Genomic DNA, 14,282 nt, shown 5'->3' on the forward strand with positions numbered 1-14,282 from the left:
TACGCGGTATCCCCGCTCCGCACGCCAGCGGGCACGCCTTGACCGTGTCGAGATCAAACCGGTGACATCTCAACCCCGCAGCGTCACCGGCCGCAACTCGTGGACCCCCGGAACGCGAAAACGCCACCTGTCCGGCGGTCGCCGGGCAGGTGGCGTTCAGCGCGAGGTCAGAAGAGGCGGAGGTCGTCCGATTCGGTGCCGCGCAGCGCGTCGTAGTCGAGGGTGAGGCAGCGGATGCCCCGGTCCTCGGCCAGGGTGCGGGCCTGCGGTTTGATCAGCTGCGCGGCGAAGACGCCCTGCACGGGGGCGAGCAGCGGGTCGCGGTTGAGCAGCTCCAGGTAGCGGGTCAGCTGCTCCACGCCGTCGATCTCGCCGCGACGCTTGATCTCGACCGCCACCGAGCCGCCGTCGGCGTCGCGGGCGAGGATGTCCACCGGTCCGATCGCGGTCGGGTACTCGCGGCGGACCAGGGTGTAGCCGTCGCCGAGGGTGGTGATGTGCTCGGCGAGCAGCTCCTGCAGGTGGGCCTCGACGCCGTCCTTCTGCAGGCCCGGCTCGGCGCCGAGGTCGTGGTTGATCTCGTCGATCCGCTCCTCGATGGTGATGACGAGCTTCTCGCCGGCCTTGTTCTGCACCGTCCAGACGTCACCGTCCTCGATGAGCCAGCACGGCGGGCTCATCCAGTTCAGCGGCTTGTAGGCCCGGTCGTCGGAGTGCACCGACACGGACCCGTCCGCCTTGATGAGCAGCAACCGGGTGGCCATCGGCAGGTGGGCCGTCAGCCGGCCGGCGTAGTCCACTTGGCATCGAGCGATCACGAGACGCACCCGGCGAGGGTAGAAGATGCTTCGGCAGACTGGTCGCGTGGATCCCATCGAACGGCTCAGCACCCGCCAGGTGTACCGGAACAACTGGATGACGGTCCGTGAGGACGACATCCGCCGGCCGGACGGCTCGCCGGGCATCTACGGCGTCGTCGACAAGCCCGACTACGCACTGGTGATCCCCCTGGACGGCGATCGTCTGCACCTCGTCGAGCAGTACCGGTACCCGCTCGGCCTGCGACGCTGGGAGTTCCCGCAGGGGACGGCGCCGGATCTGGCGGAGGTGGACCCGCTGGAGCTGGCGGCGCGGGAACTGCGGGAGGAGACCGGGTTGGTGGCCGGGGCGCTGGAGGACCTGGGCCAGCTCGACGTGGCGCCGGGGATGTCGAGCCAACGGGGGCGGGTGTACCTGGCGACGCAGCTGGTCGAGGGGCCGCACGAGCGGGAGCACGAGGAGCAGGACATGCGGACGGCCTGGTTCTCGCGGGCCGAGTTCGAGAAGATGATCGCACGCGGGGAGATCACGGACGCCCAGTCCATCGCCGCGTACGGGCTGTTGCTGCTGAGGGAGCGCGGTTAGCGGCGGCGGGTTCGGTGGCCGGCGCCGTGACCGGGATCGAGCCACCCACCCACCCTCAGGCACCCGGCAACGCAAGCCGCACAAGGCCTCCCCACACCTCCCGCCAGCCGGCAACGCGAGGCGAGGTGCGACGTCACCAGACCTCCCCCGCCCCCGATCCCCAGCCCGCCTTTGGTCGCCGATCAGGCGTGTCAAGGTACTCTTTCCCGCCTTGACACGCCTGCTCGGCGACCGAAAACACTCCACCCGGAGGGGGCGGGGGAGGTCGAGCCCAAGGTGACCACTCAGCGCCGTGAGGCGCCCTCCGCCGGGAAGCGGATGCACGCGCCCGGTCACCGTTACGAGCGGGCGCCGGCGCGCCCGCGCCGCTATTCCGGCCAGTCCGGCTTCCGCTTCTCCAGGAACGAGGCCATGCCCTCCCGTGCGGCGGGCGTCTGCGAGGCCGCGGCCATCACCTCGACCGCGATGGCGTAGGCATCCGCCTCGGGGCGGTCCAGCTGCGCGTACAAGGTCTGCTTGCCGAGCGCCTTGCTGGCCCGGCTGCCGCGCGTGGCCCTGGCCAGCAGCTCGGCCACCGCCGCGTCCAGTTCGTCGTCCGGCACGACCCGGTTCACCAGGCCCCACTCCAGGGCCGTCGCCGCGTCGATGGCGTCACCGGTCAGCGCCAGCTCCATCAGGCGCTTCCGCCCGATCGCCCGCGCCACCGGCACGGCCGGCGTGTGGCAGAACCACCCGCCCTTCCCACCGGGCAACGCGAAACCCGCCGACCGCGCCGCCACCGCCAGGTCACACGACGCCACCAGCTGGCACCCCGCCGCCGTGGCCAGTCCGTGCACCCGTGCGACGACCACCTGCGGCACCGACTCCATCGTGCGCATCAACCGCGTGCACAGCGTCAGCAACCGGCGCACGCCGGCGTGGTCGCGGGCCGCCACGTCGCCGAAGTCGTGCCCCGCCGAGAACACCGGACCGGCCCCGGCCAGGACGATGCCCGTCGCATCGGTGGACGCCGTCTCCTCGAACGCGGCCAGCAGCTCGGCCAGGTGGTCTTCGGACAGGGAGTTCCTGCGCGCCGCCCGGTTCATCGTGATCGTGACCGTCGCGTCGTCGCGCTTGACCAGGATGTGCTCGTACTCGGCCATGGACCGACGCTACCTCCGACCGGCCGTGTTGTGGTACCCGAAGACCCGCCGCTCCCGCGTGGTCACGGTCGCCATCACCCGATCCCGCCACGGTGTGCGCGTCGCGTGCCGGTAGACCGGGTCGTCGAACAACTCCGCGCCGGCGATCTCGTGGAAGGCCAGCACGTCCGGCCCCGAGCCCTCGACCCGCCGGTACCGCCGGATCCGGTGCCATCCGGGCATCCGGAGCAGCAGCGGCACGTGCTCCTCGCGGTACCACTCGTCCAGCGCGTCCGTGTCCCCGGTCAGCGCCACCGACACGACCACCGGCGCCGGCCCGTCGAACGCGCCCCACGAGTCCGTCAGCTCGTACACCCGCCGGTCCAGCGTCTCCAGCCGCGAGACCACCGACACCTCCCGCGGGCTCCGCCGCCTCACGACCTCGTACTCGGGGCTCACCAGCGCTCCCAGCTCCAGCTCGTACCAGGCCAGCCACGACGGCCGCGCCCCGTCCAGCGCCCGGTACCGGTACCCGCTGCGGATCCCGGGCACCCCGACGCGCGCCGGGGCGTGTTCGGTGTCGTACCAGTCGTGGAACTCCTCCTCGGCGACCGCGCCCGGCTCGGACAGCACGTACAGCAGTCCTTCCGTCATCCGCCACTCCCCTCCCGCGCTCGGGTACCGTTTCCGTGAGGCAGCGACCACGGCGAGGAGCGGCAGTGTCGAGAGAGGACCCCGACGTCATCGACTCGGTGGAGAAGGCCTTCCGGCTGCTGCAGGCGTTTTCCGCCGAGCGTCCCGCCATGACGGTGAGCGAGGCGGCCGCGGCCACCGGTTTCACCCGCGCCACAGCGCGCCGCATCCTGCTGACCCTCGAACGCCTCGGGTTCGCCGAGGTCGACGACCGCCGCTTCCGCCTCACCGCCGGTGTCCTGCGGCTCGGCTACGGCTACCTGGCCGCCCTGCCGTTCTGGGAGCACGCCCAGCCGCACATGCGCGAGCTGGCCGACGAGCTCCGCGAGTCCTGCTCGATGGCCACTTTGGACGGTCCGGAGATCGTGTACGTGGTGCGCGTGCCCGCCTCCCGGTCGATGACCATCACGCTCAACGTCGGCTCCCGCCTGCCCGCGTACTCGACGTCGATGGGCCGGGTCCTCCTCGCCGCGCTGCCGGAGGCCGATCTGCGGTCCTATCTGGACACCGTCGAACTGCGGAAGCTCACGCCCAACACCATCACCGACCCCGCCGAGCTGCGCGCGGAACTGAACCGGGTCGCCGAACAGGGGTTCGCCGTCGTCGACGGGGAACGCGAGGAGGGCGTCCGGTCCGCGGCGGCGCCGGTGCGCGGGTCGGGCGGGCGGACGCTGGCCGCGCTGAACGTGTCCGTCAACGCGGCCCGCGTGTCGCTGGACGAGCTCCGCACCCGGTTCGTGCCCCGGCTGCTGGAGACCGCCGAGGCCATCACCCACGACATCCAGGGCCTGCACTAGTCCTCCGCGAAGAAGCACTGCGTCGGGTTGGTGACGAGCAACCGCTTCCGCGCGGCCTCGTCCGGCGCGATTTCCGCGATCAGGTCGGCCAGGTCACCGTCGTTGGGCACGAAACCGTGCGTGTTCGGGTGCGGGAAATCCGTCCCCCACACCACCCGCTCCGGCGCCTCGGTGGCCAGCAACCGCCCCAGCGCCGCGGAGTCGGCCATGCCCGGCGGCGCGGTCGCGATCCGGTCGGCACCGCTGAGCTTGACCCACACCGAACCGGTCTCCAGCAACCGCAGCAGAGCCCGCACCGCTTCGCTGTCCAGCCCCTGCCGGAGGTCGACGCGCGCCATGTGGTCGATCACCACCCGCACGCCCAGCGACCGGACCAGGTCCGCGTGCTCGGCGATCCCGTTGCCGGCCACGTGCAGGGCGATGTGCCAGCCGAACGGCCGGATCAGGCCGACGATCGCGCCGATCGTCTCCGGTGACGGCGCGGGGCCGAGGTGCGGGGTGAAGTGCAGACGAGCGCCGCGGACACCGGCTTCGTGCAGGCGCTTCACCTCGTCGGCGGGCGTGGTCGGGCGGATCAGCGCGACCCCGCGATACCGGCCCCCGCCGGTCTCGAGCGCGTCGAGCAGCGCCGCGTGATCGCTGCCGTGACAGGCGGACTGCACGATCACCGCGCGGTCGAACCCGAGGAGCCGGTGCAGCGCCTGGAGGTCCTCCTTGGGCGCCTCGGGCGGGGTGAACGTCCGGTCTTCGGCGTAGGGGAACTTCGCCGTGGGCCCGAAGATGTGGCAGTGCGAGTCGCAGCTGCCGGCGGGCAGCGGCACCGCGGGCGCGTGCGGGTCGGGGTCCGGGCCGGGGTTGCGCGGGTCGGTCATCAGTCACACCTCGCGGTCATGCCGCCGTCGACGACGATTTCGGTGCCGGTGACGAAACGGGCCTCGTCGGAGGCCAGGAACAGCGCCGCGTACGCGGTGTCGCGGCCGTCACCGGCGAAGCCGAGGGGAATGCGGGCCAGGCGCTGGGCCAGCAGCGCCGCCACGTCGCCGCCCGCGCGTTGCCCGGCCAGCCGGGCTTCGACCATCGGGGTGTGCAGCTGACCCGGCACCACGGTGTTGACGCGGATGCCGTCCGGCGCGTGCTGCACGGCGATCACCTTGGACAGCTGGATCACGCCCGCCTTCGCCGAGGCGTACCCGGCCTGGGCCGAACCCGTCCAGCGGGTGCCGGACGTGGACGCGGTGTTGACGATGGCGCCACCGCCCTGCGCCTTCATCACCGGGATCGTGTGCTTGCAGGTGAGGAAGACGCTGGTCAGGTTGTAGTCCAGCTGACCTCGCCAGTCCTCTTCGGACAGCTCGACCGGACCGCCCCTGCGTGAGCCGCCGACGTTGTTGACCAGGACGTCGACGCGCCCGAACTCGGCCTGGCACGCCTGGACCATCGCCGCGACGGCCGCGCTGTCGGTCACGTCGCACAGGTGCGTGCGGATCACGCCGCCCTCCGACTCGACCGTCCGGACGGTCTCGGCCAGCGCCTCCTGGTTGAGGTCCACGGCGAAGATCTTCGCGCCCTCACGGGCGAACAGCACGGCGGCGGCGCGGCCGTTGCCCCAGCCGGGGCCGACGCTGCCGGCGCCGGTGATGATCGCGACCTTGCCGCCCAGCCTGCCGGTCACGAGCCGACCTCCAGGGCGACGAGGAACCGCGACACCAGGTTGTAGGCGCCGACGGTGACAGTCAGCTCGACGATCTCGCGCGGACCGAAGTGCTCGTGCAGGGCCGCGAACAGCTCGTCCGGCACGGCGATCTTCCTGGTCATCGCGTCGGTGTAGTCGAGGACGGCGCGCTGCCGGGCGTCCAGGACACCACGGTCCCCGCCCTCGCGCAGGGCGGCGATCTGCTCGGCCGTCATGCCCTCCTCCTTGGCGACCGGTTCGTGCGCCGCCCATTCGTACTCGGCGCCGTTCAGCTCGGCGACGCGCAGCACCGCGAGCTCCCGCAGGTCGCCGGGCAGCGTGCCCTGACCGCGGATGGCGCCCAGCAGGCTGTTCCAGCCGTCGGCGAACGGCGGGCTGTGCAGCAGCATGCCGTCCAGCGGGGTCAGGCGCCCCCCTCGGCGCGCGCGGATCCGGTCGGCGACCTCACCGGCCGAATCCACGTAGTCCAGCCTGGCCATGTGTTTCCCTTCTAGTTCACTGCGACGGTCGCGGGGACGGGCTCGAGCCCGTCGAGGACCCGGCGTGCGCGGTCTCGGTCGAAGACGCCCTCCCAGCGGCTGACGACGATGCTGCCGAGCATCTGCCCGCACAGGCTGACCAGGCCGCGCATGGTGGACAGGAACCGGTCGACGCCCAGGACCAGCATGATCCCGGCGACCGGGACGACGCCCGTGGTGGACAGGGTCGCGGCGAGGATGACGAACCCGGCACCGGCGACGCCCGCGCTGCCCTTCGAGGTGATCATGAAGACGGCGAGCAGCCCGACCTGCTGCCAGATGGTCAGGTTCACGTCGAAGGCCTGGGCGATGTAGAGCGAGGCGAAGCCGAGGTAGAGGCAGACCCCGTCACCGTTGAAGGCGTACCCGGACGGCACGACCAGGCCGACGATCCGCTTCGGGCAGCCGAGGTGCTCGAGTTTGCGCATCAGCTGCGGCATGACCACCTCGTAGTTCGCGGTGCCGAGGGTGATGAGGAGTTCGTCCTTGAAGTAGCGGTAGAGCTTGAGGATCCGGATGCCGCACAGCCGGGCGACCGCGCCGAACACGACGAGGCAGAACACGATCCCGGCGCCCCAGAACAACAGGACCACGCCACCCAGACTGGCCAACGTGGACGCGCCGAACTTTCCCGTCGTGTAGGCCATCGCGGCGAACGCGCCGACCGGCGCCAGGTACATGACGAGCTTGACGATCCCGAACACCACCTCGCCGATCCGCTCGATGCCGCGGATCACCGGGGCGCCTCGCTCCCCCAGCGCCTTGACCGCGATCGCGAACAGGATCGAGACCAGCAGGACCTGGAGGACGTTGCCGCCGGTGAACGCGCTGACGACCGTGTCCGGGATGATGTTGACCAGGAAGTCGTACCAGTGCTGGGATTCGCCGGTCTGCGCGTACTGCTGGGCGCTGCCGGACAGGTGCAGCGCGGCCGGGTCGGCGTGGATGCCGCCGCCCGGGTTGAACAGGTCCATCACGATGAGGCCCACGATCAGCGCGATCGTCGTCAGGACCTCGAAGTAGACGAGCGCCTTGACGCCGATGCGCCCGACGCTGGCGAGCTCACCGGCGGAGGCGATGCCGGTGACGATCGTGCAGAACACCACCGGCGCGATGAGCATCTGGATGAGCTCGATGAACCCGGTGCCCACGGGTTGCAGCGCGGTGCCCACACCCGGCGCGGCGAAGCCCAGGGCCGCGCCGAGGACGATCGCCACCAGGACGGTGACGTAGAGCTTCGTGGTGAAGGCGGTGCGCAGGAACGATCCGGCCGACATCTTCGTCTCCCTTGTGTTCGTCTGACGTACATCTGCACGTCTGACGAACAGGAGTTTCGCACAGCGGGGCGCACGAAGGTCAACCCGGTCCGATGACGAGCCACGGCGAGGAGCCGACATGGCCCGCCGGCTCATCGTTCAGCTCAGGCCGGGCCTCGCGTCACTCGGCAGGTCAGCGTTGGGCCACCCTCCGCCGCGCTCATCCGCGGTCGAGCACTGCTTGCAGGAACTCCCGGGTCCGCTCGTGGTCCGGGTCGGTGAACAGCTTGTCCGGTGGCGCGTCCTCGATGATCTGGCCGTGGTCGAACATCAGGACCCGGTCGGAGACGTCGCGGGCGAACTGCATCTCGTGCGTGACGCACAGGAACGTGATGTCGGTGGTGGACGCGATGTCCTTGAGCACCTTGAGCACTCCGGCCACGAGTTCCGGGTCCAGCGCCGAGGTCACCTCGTCCAGCAGCAGCACCTCCGGCCGCATCGCGAGCGCCCGCGCGATCGCCACCCGCTGCTGCTGGCCGCCGGAGAGCTGGGACGGGTGGGCGTCGGCCTTTTCGGCCAGCCCCACCATGTCCAGCAGTTCCCGGCCGCGCTGCTCGGCCTCCGCGCGGGACAGCCCGAGCGCCCGCATCGGCGCCTCGGTGATGTTCTGCAGCACCTTCATGTTCGGGAACAGGTTGAACTGCTGGAACACCATGCCGATCCGCTTGCGCATGCGGCGCTGGTGCTTGTCCCCGGCCGGGACGAACCGCCCGCCCTTCTCGACGTGGGACAGGCACTCGCCGCCGACGTAGATGCGCCCGGAGTTCACCTGCTCCAGCGTCATCAGCAGGCGCAGGATCGTGGTCTTGCCCGATCCGCTCGGGCCGATCAGCGTGACGAACTCGCCGGGCCTGACGGTGAAGTTCAGCTCCCGCAGCACCACGTGGTCACCGAACTTCTTGACGACCCCCTCGAACCGGATCATCTCAGAGCTGTCCGACACGGCGTTCCAACCTTCGCACCAGGATCGACGACGGGTAACTGATCAGCAGGAACAGGATGCCCGCCAGGGTGTAGGGCTCGATGACCTGGAAGGTCGCCGCGCCCTGCTCCTTGGCCCGGTTGAGCACCTCGAGCACACCGATGCTGAGCAACAGCGGGGTTTCCTTGAACATCGAGATCATGTAGTTGCCCAGCGCGGGCAGCAGCCGCGGAACCGCCTGCGGCAGGATGATGCCCGTCCACACCCGCGACCGCGGGAGGCTCAGCGCGGTCGCGGCCTCCCACTGTCCTTTCGGGATGGCGTCGATGCCGGCCCGGTACACCTCGGACGTGTAGGTGGCGTAGTGGATGCCGAGCGCGAGCACGCCGGTCAGGAACGCCGAAGGCGTGATACCGAGGGCGGGCCACAGCAGGTAGAAGATGAAGAACACCTGGATGAGCAGCGGCGTGCTGCGCACCACCTCGATGAACAGGTACACCAGCTGGCTCAGCACCGGGATCCGGGCGCGCCGCAGTAGTGCGAGCACCAGACCCAGCACGTACGCCACCGCGGAGCCGAGCAGCGTCAGCTCGACGGTGACCAGCAACCCTTTCAGCAGCAGCGGGATGGATTCCCAGACGTAGGACCAGTTCCACTCCATCAGGCCGCCCCCGCCCTGGCCCACACGTTCTGCCGCTTCGGCGCCGCACGACCCAGCCGCCGGGACAGCACGCGTTCCAGCACGCGCATGACGATCGTGATGATCACCGCGATCGCCAGGTAGCACAACAGCTCGACGCCGTAGATCAGCACGAGCTGGCTGCCGTACACCGGCCGCAGCAGCTCGCCCTTCTCGGTGATCTCACCGGCCGAGATGAAGTACAACAGCGCGGTGCTCTTCATCAGCTGGATGAAGAGGTTGTTGAACGGTGGCAGCATCTCCACCACCGCCTGCGGCAGGATCACGCGGAACATGCGCTGCGCCGGGCTGAACGACAGCGCCACCGCGCCCTCACGTTGCGCGGGCGGCACGGACTGCACGGCACCGCGGACGATTTCCGCGCCATACGCGCCGTGGTTCAGCCCGAGCACGACGATGCCGGCGAACAACGGGACGAGCTTGAACCCGACCAGTGCCGGCAGCACGAAGTACAGCCAGAACAGCTGCACGACCTCCGACGTCCCGCGGAAGCCCTCGACGTAGACCCGGCTGATGAACCGCACCGTCCGGGACCTCGACAGCATCGCGAGCCCGGCGAGGAAGGCGAGCACGATGGTCAGCGCGATACCGCCGACCGTCGCGTACACCGTCGCGCCGAGTCCACCGAGGATGGTCGAGATGATGTTGGATGTCGAGTCGGACACGACGCGCCCCCGAACCCGGGTGTCAGGCCGAGCAGAGCTTGTCGGTCGTCAGTCCGGGCTTCGGCAGGTTGCTCTGGTCGAACCCGAACGGCGAGGCGATGCGCAGCCACTCCCCGTTGTCGTGCAACGTCTTCAGCTGCTGGTTGAAGGCGTCGCGCAGCGACGTGTCGTCCTTGCGGAACACGAAACCGCCGGCGGTCTGCACCGGCTGACCGTTCTGGGTGGGCTGGAACCCTGGCGTGACCTCGACGCCCGAGTTCGGGTTCTGCTTCACCAGCCACTTCAGCGAGATGTCGGTGAGCGCGGCGCAGTACACGCGGCCGGCGGTCACGGCCCGCAGCATGTTGTCCTGGGTGTCCAGGGTCTCGATCTGGTCCTCGGACACGCCGGCCGCGGTCGCGTAGCCCTTCTCCACCGCGGCGGACAGCACGGCGATCCTGGCCTTCTTCGCGGCCACGTCGGCGAGGGTCTTGATCCCCTGCGGGTTGCCGCTCGGCACCAGCAACGCGGTCAGCGCCGAGTAGTCCGGGTCGGAGAACAGCGCCGCCTTGCACCGCGTCGGCGTGATGTTCATGCCCGCCGCCACGACGTCGAACTGCTTGGCGTTGAGCGCCGGGATCAGCTGGTCGAACGGCACGACGTTGGCCTGGACGGTGTCGACCCCCAGGCCCTTGAAGACCGCCCGCGCCACCTCGGGGGCCTGTCCCGTGGTGTTGCCCGAGGTGTCGGCGAACCCGTACGGGGCTTCGTTGGCGATGCCGATCCTGATCGTCTTGGAGCTTCTCGCCGTGGCGAGCGTGTCCCCGCTCTGCGTGCTCTGGCAAGCCGCCAACAAGGTCGGTCCCGCCACCGCGGCGGCGCCAACGACCGCCGATCGCCGGAAGAAGTCCCGTCGCGTCCACTGACCGTGCGTCATCTTCGTCGCACCCCTTATTCGGTCCAGCCGGTTCACTGAACGTAGGCGGTGCCCCTGATCGGGTCAAAAGATGCGACGAGATCGCCACTCGCTGTTATCGGAAAGAGATCGACGTTGCGTGTGGACGGTGCGCACGCGGAGTGACAGAAGTGGCTCAGTCCTGCGGCAACCCGTGGCGTTCCCGGACAACCGTGACGATTTCGTCCATGATCTCGGTCAGTTCGTAGTCCTTGGGCGTGAAGACCCGGGCGATGCCGCGCTCGAGGAGCGACCGCGCGTCGTCGGAGGGGATGATGCCGCCCACGATCACCGGGACGTCGCCGGCGCCCGCCGCCCGGAGCCCGTCGACCACCTGCGGCACGACCTCCAGGTGCGAGCCGGACAGCACCGACAGGCCGACGACGTGCACGCCCTCCTGCACGGCGGCCGCCACGATCTGCTCCGGGGTCAGCCGGATGCCCTGGTAGACCACCTCGAAGCCGACGTCCCTGGCCCGGACGGCGACCTGCTCGGCGCCGTTGGAGTGCCCGTCCAGGCCCGGCTTGCCGACCAGGATCCGCAGGCGCTCGCCCAGCTCCTCGCCGGTGGCGCGCACCCGGTCGCGCACGCGGGACAGCTCGCTCGCGTCGCCCGACATCGCCGCCGCCGACACCCCGGTGGGCGCGCGGTACTCGCCGAACACCTCGCGCAGCGCGCCGGACCACTCCCCGGTGGTCACGCCCGCCGCCGCGCACGCCAGCGTCGCCTCGAACAGGTTCTCCGAGGTCCTGGCCACCTCGCGCAGCCGGCCGAGCGCCTCGTCGACCGCGGCCTGGTCCCGCTGGGAGCGCCACTCCTCCAGCGCCGTGATCGCCTGCTTCTCCACCGCCGGGTCGACGGTCTCGATCGCCTTGGCGCCCTCGGCCTGCAGCGGGCTGGGCTCGGTGGTGTCGAACTCGTTGACGCCGACGATGATCCGCTCGCCGGACTCCACCCCGCGGCGGTAGTCGGCCAGCGACGCGACCAGCTGCGACTTCATGTAACCGCTTTCCACGGCGGCCACCGCCCCACCGAGGTCCTGCACCTGGTCGATCTCCGCCCGTGCGCCCGCGACGATCTCGTCCACTTTGGCCTCGATGACGTGCGAGCCCGCGAAGATGTCCTCGTACTCGAGCAGGTCCGTCTCGTAGGCGAGCACCTGTTGCATGCGCAGCGCCCACTGCTGGTCCCACGGGCGGGGCAGGCCGAGGGCCTCGTTCCAGGCGGGCAGCTGGATCGCGCGGGCACGGGCGTCGCGCGAGAGCGACACGCCGAGCATCTCCAGCACGATCCGCTGGACGTTGTTCTCCGGCTGGGCCTCGGTCAGCCCGAGCGAGTTGACCTGGACCCCGTACCGCAGGCGGCGCGCCTTCGGGTCCTCGACGCCGTAGCGGTCACGGGTGATCTCGTCCCACAGCCGGGCGAACGCGCGCATCTTGCACATCTCTTCGACGAAGCGGACCCCGGCGTTGACGAAGAACGAGATCCGCCCGACGACCTTCGGCATGTCCCGCGGCTCGACCTGGCCGGAGTCCCGCACGGCGTCGAGCACCGCGACGGCGGTGGACAGGGCGTAGGCGACCTCCTGCGTCGGCGTCGCGCCCGCCTCCTGCAGGTGGTAGCTGCAGATGTTGATCGGGTTCCACTTCGGGATGTGGTGCACCGTCCAGGCGATCACGTCGGTGATCAGCCGCAGGCTCGGGGCGGGCGGGAAGATGTGGGTACCGCGGGAGAGGTACTCCTTGATGATGTCGTTCTGCGTGGTGCCGGTGAGCTTGGCGAGCACCTCGTCGCGGTCGCGGCCCTCGGCGTCGGCCTGCTCCTGCGCGACGGTGACGTAGAGCGCGAGCAGCCACATGGCCGGCGCGTTGATCGTCATCGAGGTGTTGGCCTCGGCCAGCGGGATGCCGGCGAAGAGGCGCCGCATGTCGCCGATGTGCGAGACGGGGACGCCGACCTTGCCGACCTCGCCCTTGGACAGCGGGTGGTCCGGGTCGTAGCCGGTCTGGGTGGGCAGGTCGAAGGCGACCGACAGGCCGGTCTGGCCCTTGGCGAGGTTGCGGCGGTACAGCTCGTTGGAGGCCGCGGCCGACGAATGCCCGGCGTACGTGCGCATCACCCAGGGGCGGTCCCGCTCGCGATCCGTGGGGTAGGGCATCGGTGCACCTCCAGATGGACGACACCAGGAGCGTACTTGCCGGTAACTCTCTCGCGCAGCACCGCAAGGACGCACGTCACTGGGCGCGAAATCCACCTGACCCCATTGTGGGCGCCGGGTTAGCCTCGGGGATGTGACGTGGAGCCTGTATGCGAGCTACCTGGTGTTCGTGGTGCTGATCGCGATCGCGCCGGGGCCGGACACCATGGTCGTGCTGAAGAACGCCCTCTCGGGCGGGGCGCGCGGCGGGTTGTACGCGTGTTCGGGCATCGCGCTCGGCAACTTCGTGCAGGCCACCGCGGTCGGGCTCGGGCTGGGTGCGCTGATCGTGCGGTGGCAACCGGTGTTCGAGACCGTCCGCTGGGCCGGTGTGGTGTACCTGTGCTGGCTGGGGTTCCAGGCGCTGCGCGGGGCGTGGCGCGGGGACTACGCGGCGCTGGACGCGCTGGAGCGCCGCCGGGCGACCGGGTTCCGCCGGTGGCGGGAGGGGTTCCTGTCGAACATCACCAACCCGAAGGTGCTGGCCTTCTACCTGTCCGTGCTGCCGCAGTTCCTCGACCCGGCGACCACCGGCGCGGGCGACGCGCTGCTGCTGGCCTACACCGTGCTGGTCGTGGGGACCGTGTGGCAGCTGGGGCTGCTGCTGGTGGTGCACCGGGTGAACGCCTGGCTCCGCCGGCGGCGCGTGCGCCGCACCATGGACGCCGTGACGGGCACGGCGCTGATCGGGTTCGGGATCGCGCTGGCGGCGGACTGAGTTCAGAGCAGGGCCGGGAGGTCGACCGTGACCTCGAACGGCTCGGTGACGGTGACCTTGCCGGTGTCCACGCCCGCCGAGGCGTAGGCGCGAGTGGTGGGGTCGAGCCGGTAGCGGAAGAGGGACGGCTCGCGCCCGTCCAGGCCCTCGACGCGCCAGAAGTGCGGAATCCGCGCACCGGCGTACTCGGCGGGTTTGTCGGTCTGGTCAGCGGTGACCGACCCGGGCGACATCACCTCGACGACCAGAAGGCAGTGCTGCGGCCGGAGCACCGCGTCCTCGTCCAGTGACGAGCTGAACACCACGAGACCGGGCCTGCGGTTGAGCAGCGGAAGATCCCGGAGGCGGAGATCGACATCAGTGGCAACGGCCCACTCGTCAGTCGTGGCTTCCTCGAGGACGTTGGCCAACCGGCGAGCGAAGATCTGATGCACCCGGCGGGGGGCCGGAGCCACGACAATGGCTCCATCGACGATTTCCAGACTGCGGCACACTTCCTCCGGAAGGGCTTCGTAGTCTGCCGCCGTCAAACCGCCGGGCGGGAGCACCATCCACTCGGGCAGCGCCGTCATCCGACCCCCAAACCCTGAGATCCTGGTCCGAG

The 14,282-nt window shown here is 70.2% G+C and carries 16 protein-coding genes; 3 read left to right on the forward strand and 13 right to left on the reverse strand.

The window, feature by feature from the left end; translation table 11 throughout:
- Window positions 1-167 precede the first annotated feature (167 nt).
- Entirely contained in the window at window positions 168-827 is a 660-nt protein-coding gene (gene nucS, locus FB470_RS04690; protein ID WP_306989035.1) for an endonuclease NucS, read from the reverse strand.
- Between the two features lie 46 nt (window positions 828-873).
- Here nucS and FB470_RS04695 point away from each other — a divergent pair, with 46 nt between their 5' ends.
- Window positions 874-1,404, forward strand: a complete 531-nt coding sequence (locus FB470_RS04695; protein ID WP_370876652.1) for an NUDIX domain-containing protein — start codon at window positions 874-876, stop codon at window positions 1,402-1,404.
- A 368-nt stretch (window positions 1,405-1,772) separates the two neighbouring features.
- Here FB470_RS04695 and FB470_RS04700 read toward each other — a convergent pair whose 3' ends face one another.
- Window positions 1,773-2,546 (reverse strand): enoyl-CoA hydratase-related protein, encoded by a 774-nt coding sequence (locus tag FB470_RS04700; protein WP_306989038.1) that lies wholly within the window; start codon window positions 2,544-2,546, stop codon window positions 1,773-1,775.
- Between the two features lie 9 nt (window positions 2,547-2,555).
- The gene (locus FB470_RS04705; RefSeq protein ID WP_306989039.1) at window positions 2,556-3,179 is read right to left on the reverse strand and encodes an EthD domain-containing protein; all 624 of its coding nucleotides are present in this window, start codon (window positions 3,177-3,179) and stop codon (window positions 2,556-2,558) included.
- A 65-nt stretch (window positions 3,180-3,244) separates the two neighbouring features.
- On the opposite strand from FB470_RS04705, the gene FB470_RS04710 reads away from it, so the two are divergent.
- Window positions 3,245-4,015, forward strand: coding sequence for an IclR family transcriptional regulator domain-containing protein (locus FB470_RS04710; RefSeq protein WP_306989040.1), 771 nt, complete (start codon window positions 3,245-3,247; stop codon window positions 4,013-4,015).
- Here the strand turns inward: FB470_RS04710 and FB470_RS04715 are convergent.
- The 9 genes from FB470_RS04715 to FB470_RS04755 all read right to left on the reverse strand — a co-directional run bounded on the left by FB470_RS04715 (window position 4,012) and on the right by FB470_RS04755 (window position 12,921).
- The gene (locus FB470_RS04715) at window positions 4,012-4,887 is read right to left on the reverse strand and encodes an amidohydrolase family protein (RefSeq protein WP_306989041.1); all 876 of its coding nucleotides are present in this window, start codon (window positions 4,885-4,887) and stop codon (window positions 4,012-4,014) included. The genes FB470_RS04710 and FB470_RS04715 overlap by 4 nt on opposite strands.
- Window positions 4,887-5,687: an SDR family NAD(P)-dependent oxidoreductase gene (locus tag FB470_RS04720; RefSeq protein WP_306989043.1), complete on the reverse strand. Its 801-nt coding sequence runs from the start codon at window positions 5,685-5,687 to the stop codon at window positions 4,887-4,889. The genes FB470_RS04715 and FB470_RS04720 overlap by 1 nt, the downstream gene beginning before the upstream one ends.
- Window positions 5,684-6,187 carry a carboxymuconolactone decarboxylase family protein gene (locus tag FB470_RS04725; protein WP_306989045.1) on the reverse strand — a complete coding sequence of 168 codons (504 nt, stop codon included), beginning with the start codon at window positions 6,185-6,187 and terminating at the stop codon, window positions 5,684-5,686. Before FB470_RS04725 ends, FB470_RS04720 begins: the two co-directional genes overlap by 4 nt.
- Before the next feature lie 11 nt (window positions 6,188-6,198).
- Complete coding sequence (locus tag FB470_RS04730) at window positions 6,199-7,503, reverse strand: cation:dicarboxylate symporter family transporter (protein WP_306989047.1); 1,305 nt, start codon at window positions 7,501-7,503, stop codon at window positions 6,199-6,201.
- Window positions 7,504-7,702: 199 nt separating this feature from the next.
- Entirely contained in the window at window positions 7,703-8,467 is a 765-nt protein-coding gene (gene ehuA / locus FB470_RS04735; RefSeq protein ID WP_306999053.1) for an ectoine/hydroxyectoine ABC transporter ATP-binding protein EhuA, read from the reverse strand.
- Window position 8,468: 1 nt separating this feature from the next.
- Window positions 8,469-9,125: an ectoine/hydroxyectoine ABC transporter permease subunit EhuD gene (ehuD, locus tag FB470_RS04740; protein WP_306989049.1), complete on the reverse strand. Its 657-nt coding sequence runs from the start codon at window positions 9,123-9,125 to the stop codon at window positions 8,469-8,471.
- Window positions 9,125-9,829, reverse strand: coding sequence for an ectoine/hydroxyectoine ABC transporter permease subunit EhuC (gene ehuC / locus FB470_RS04745; protein WP_306989051.1), 705 nt, complete (start codon window positions 9,827-9,829; stop codon window positions 9,125-9,127). Before ehuC ends, ehuD begins: the two co-directional genes overlap by 1 nt.
- 22 nt (window positions 9,830-9,851) lie before the next feature.
- Window positions 9,852-10,745, reverse strand: coding sequence for an ectoine/hydroxyectoine ABC transporter substrate-binding protein EhuB (gene ehuB / locus FB470_RS04750; RefSeq protein WP_306989053.1), 894 nt, complete (start codon window positions 10,743-10,745; stop codon window positions 9,852-9,854).
- Window positions 10,746-10,899: 154 nt separating this feature from the next.
- A complete protein-coding gene (locus tag FB470_RS04755; RefSeq protein WP_306989055.1) occupies window positions 10,900-12,921 on the reverse strand; it encodes a protein meaA in 2,022 nt (673 codons plus the stop codon).
- A 133-nt stretch (window positions 12,922-13,054) separates the two neighbouring features.
- Here FB470_RS04755 and FB470_RS04760 point away from each other — a divergent pair, with 133 nt between their 5' ends.
- Window positions 13,055-13,678 carry a LysE family translocator gene (locus tag FB470_RS04760; protein ID WP_306989057.1) on the forward strand — a complete coding sequence of 208 codons (624 nt, stop codon included), beginning with the start codon at window positions 13,055-13,057 and terminating at the stop codon, window positions 13,676-13,678.
- A gap of 2 nt (window positions 13,679-13,680) precedes the next feature.
- On the opposite strand, the gene FB470_RS04765 is transcribed toward FB470_RS04760, so the two are convergent.
- Window positions 13,681-14,250 carry a Uma2 family endonuclease gene (locus FB470_RS04765; RefSeq protein ID WP_306989059.1) on the reverse strand — a complete coding sequence of 190 codons (570 nt, stop codon included), beginning with the start codon at window positions 14,248-14,250 and terminating at the stop codon, window positions 13,681-13,683.
- Between the last annotated feature and the right edge of the window lie 32 nt (window positions 14,251-14,282).

Origin of the sequence: Amycolatopsis thermophila (assembly GCF_030814215.1) — a bacterium.
Lineage (GTDB): Bacteria > Actinomycetota > Actinomycetes > Mycobacteriales > Pseudonocardiaceae > Amycolatopsis_E > Amycolatopsis_E thermophila.

What these genes read in the sequence shown, in the direction of transcription:
- FB470_RS04700 (WP_306989038.1), bottom strand. Translation starts at nt 2,546, where the DNA reads ATGGCCGAGTACGAGCACATCCTGGTCAAGCGCGACGACGCGACGGTC.
- FB470_RS04705 (WP_306989039.1), bottom strand. Translation starts at nt 3,179, where the DNA reads ATGACGGAAGGACTGCTGTACGTGCTGTCCGAGCCGGGCGCGGTCGCC.
- FB470_RS04715 (WP_306989041.1), bottom strand. Translation starts at nt 4,887, where the DNA reads ATGACCGACCCGCGCAACCCCGGCCCGGACCCCGACCCGCACGCGCCC.
- FB470_RS04725 (WP_306989045.1), bottom strand. Translation starts at nt 6,187, where the DNA reads ATGGCCAGGCTGGACTACGTGGATTCGGCCGGTGAGGTCGCCGACCGG.
- FB470_RS04730 (WP_306989047.1), bottom strand. Translation starts at nt 7,503, where the DNA reads ATGTCGGCCGGATCGTTCCTGCGCACCGCCTTCACCACGAAGCTCTAC.
- ehuA (WP_306999053.1), bottom strand. Translation starts at nt 8,467, where the DNA reads ATGATCCGGTTCGAGGGGGTCGTCAAGAAGTTCGGTGACCACGTGGTG.
- ehuD (WP_306989049.1), bottom strand. Translation starts at nt 9,125, where the DNA reads ATGGAGTGGAACTGGTCCTACGTCTGGGAATCCATCCCGCTGCTGCTG.
- ehuB (WP_306989053.1), bottom strand. Translation starts at nt 10,745, where the DNA reads ATGACGCACGGTCAGTGGACGCGACGGGACTTCTTCCGGCGATCGGCG.
- FB470_RS04755 (WP_306989055.1), bottom strand. Translation starts at nt 12,921, where the DNA reads ATGCCCTACCCCACGGATCGCGAGCGGGACCGCCCCTGGGTGATGCGC.
- FB470_RS04765 (WP_306989059.1), bottom strand. Translation starts at nt 14,250, where the DNA reads ATGACGGCGCTGCCCGAGTGGATGGTGCTCCCGCCCGGCGGTTTGACG.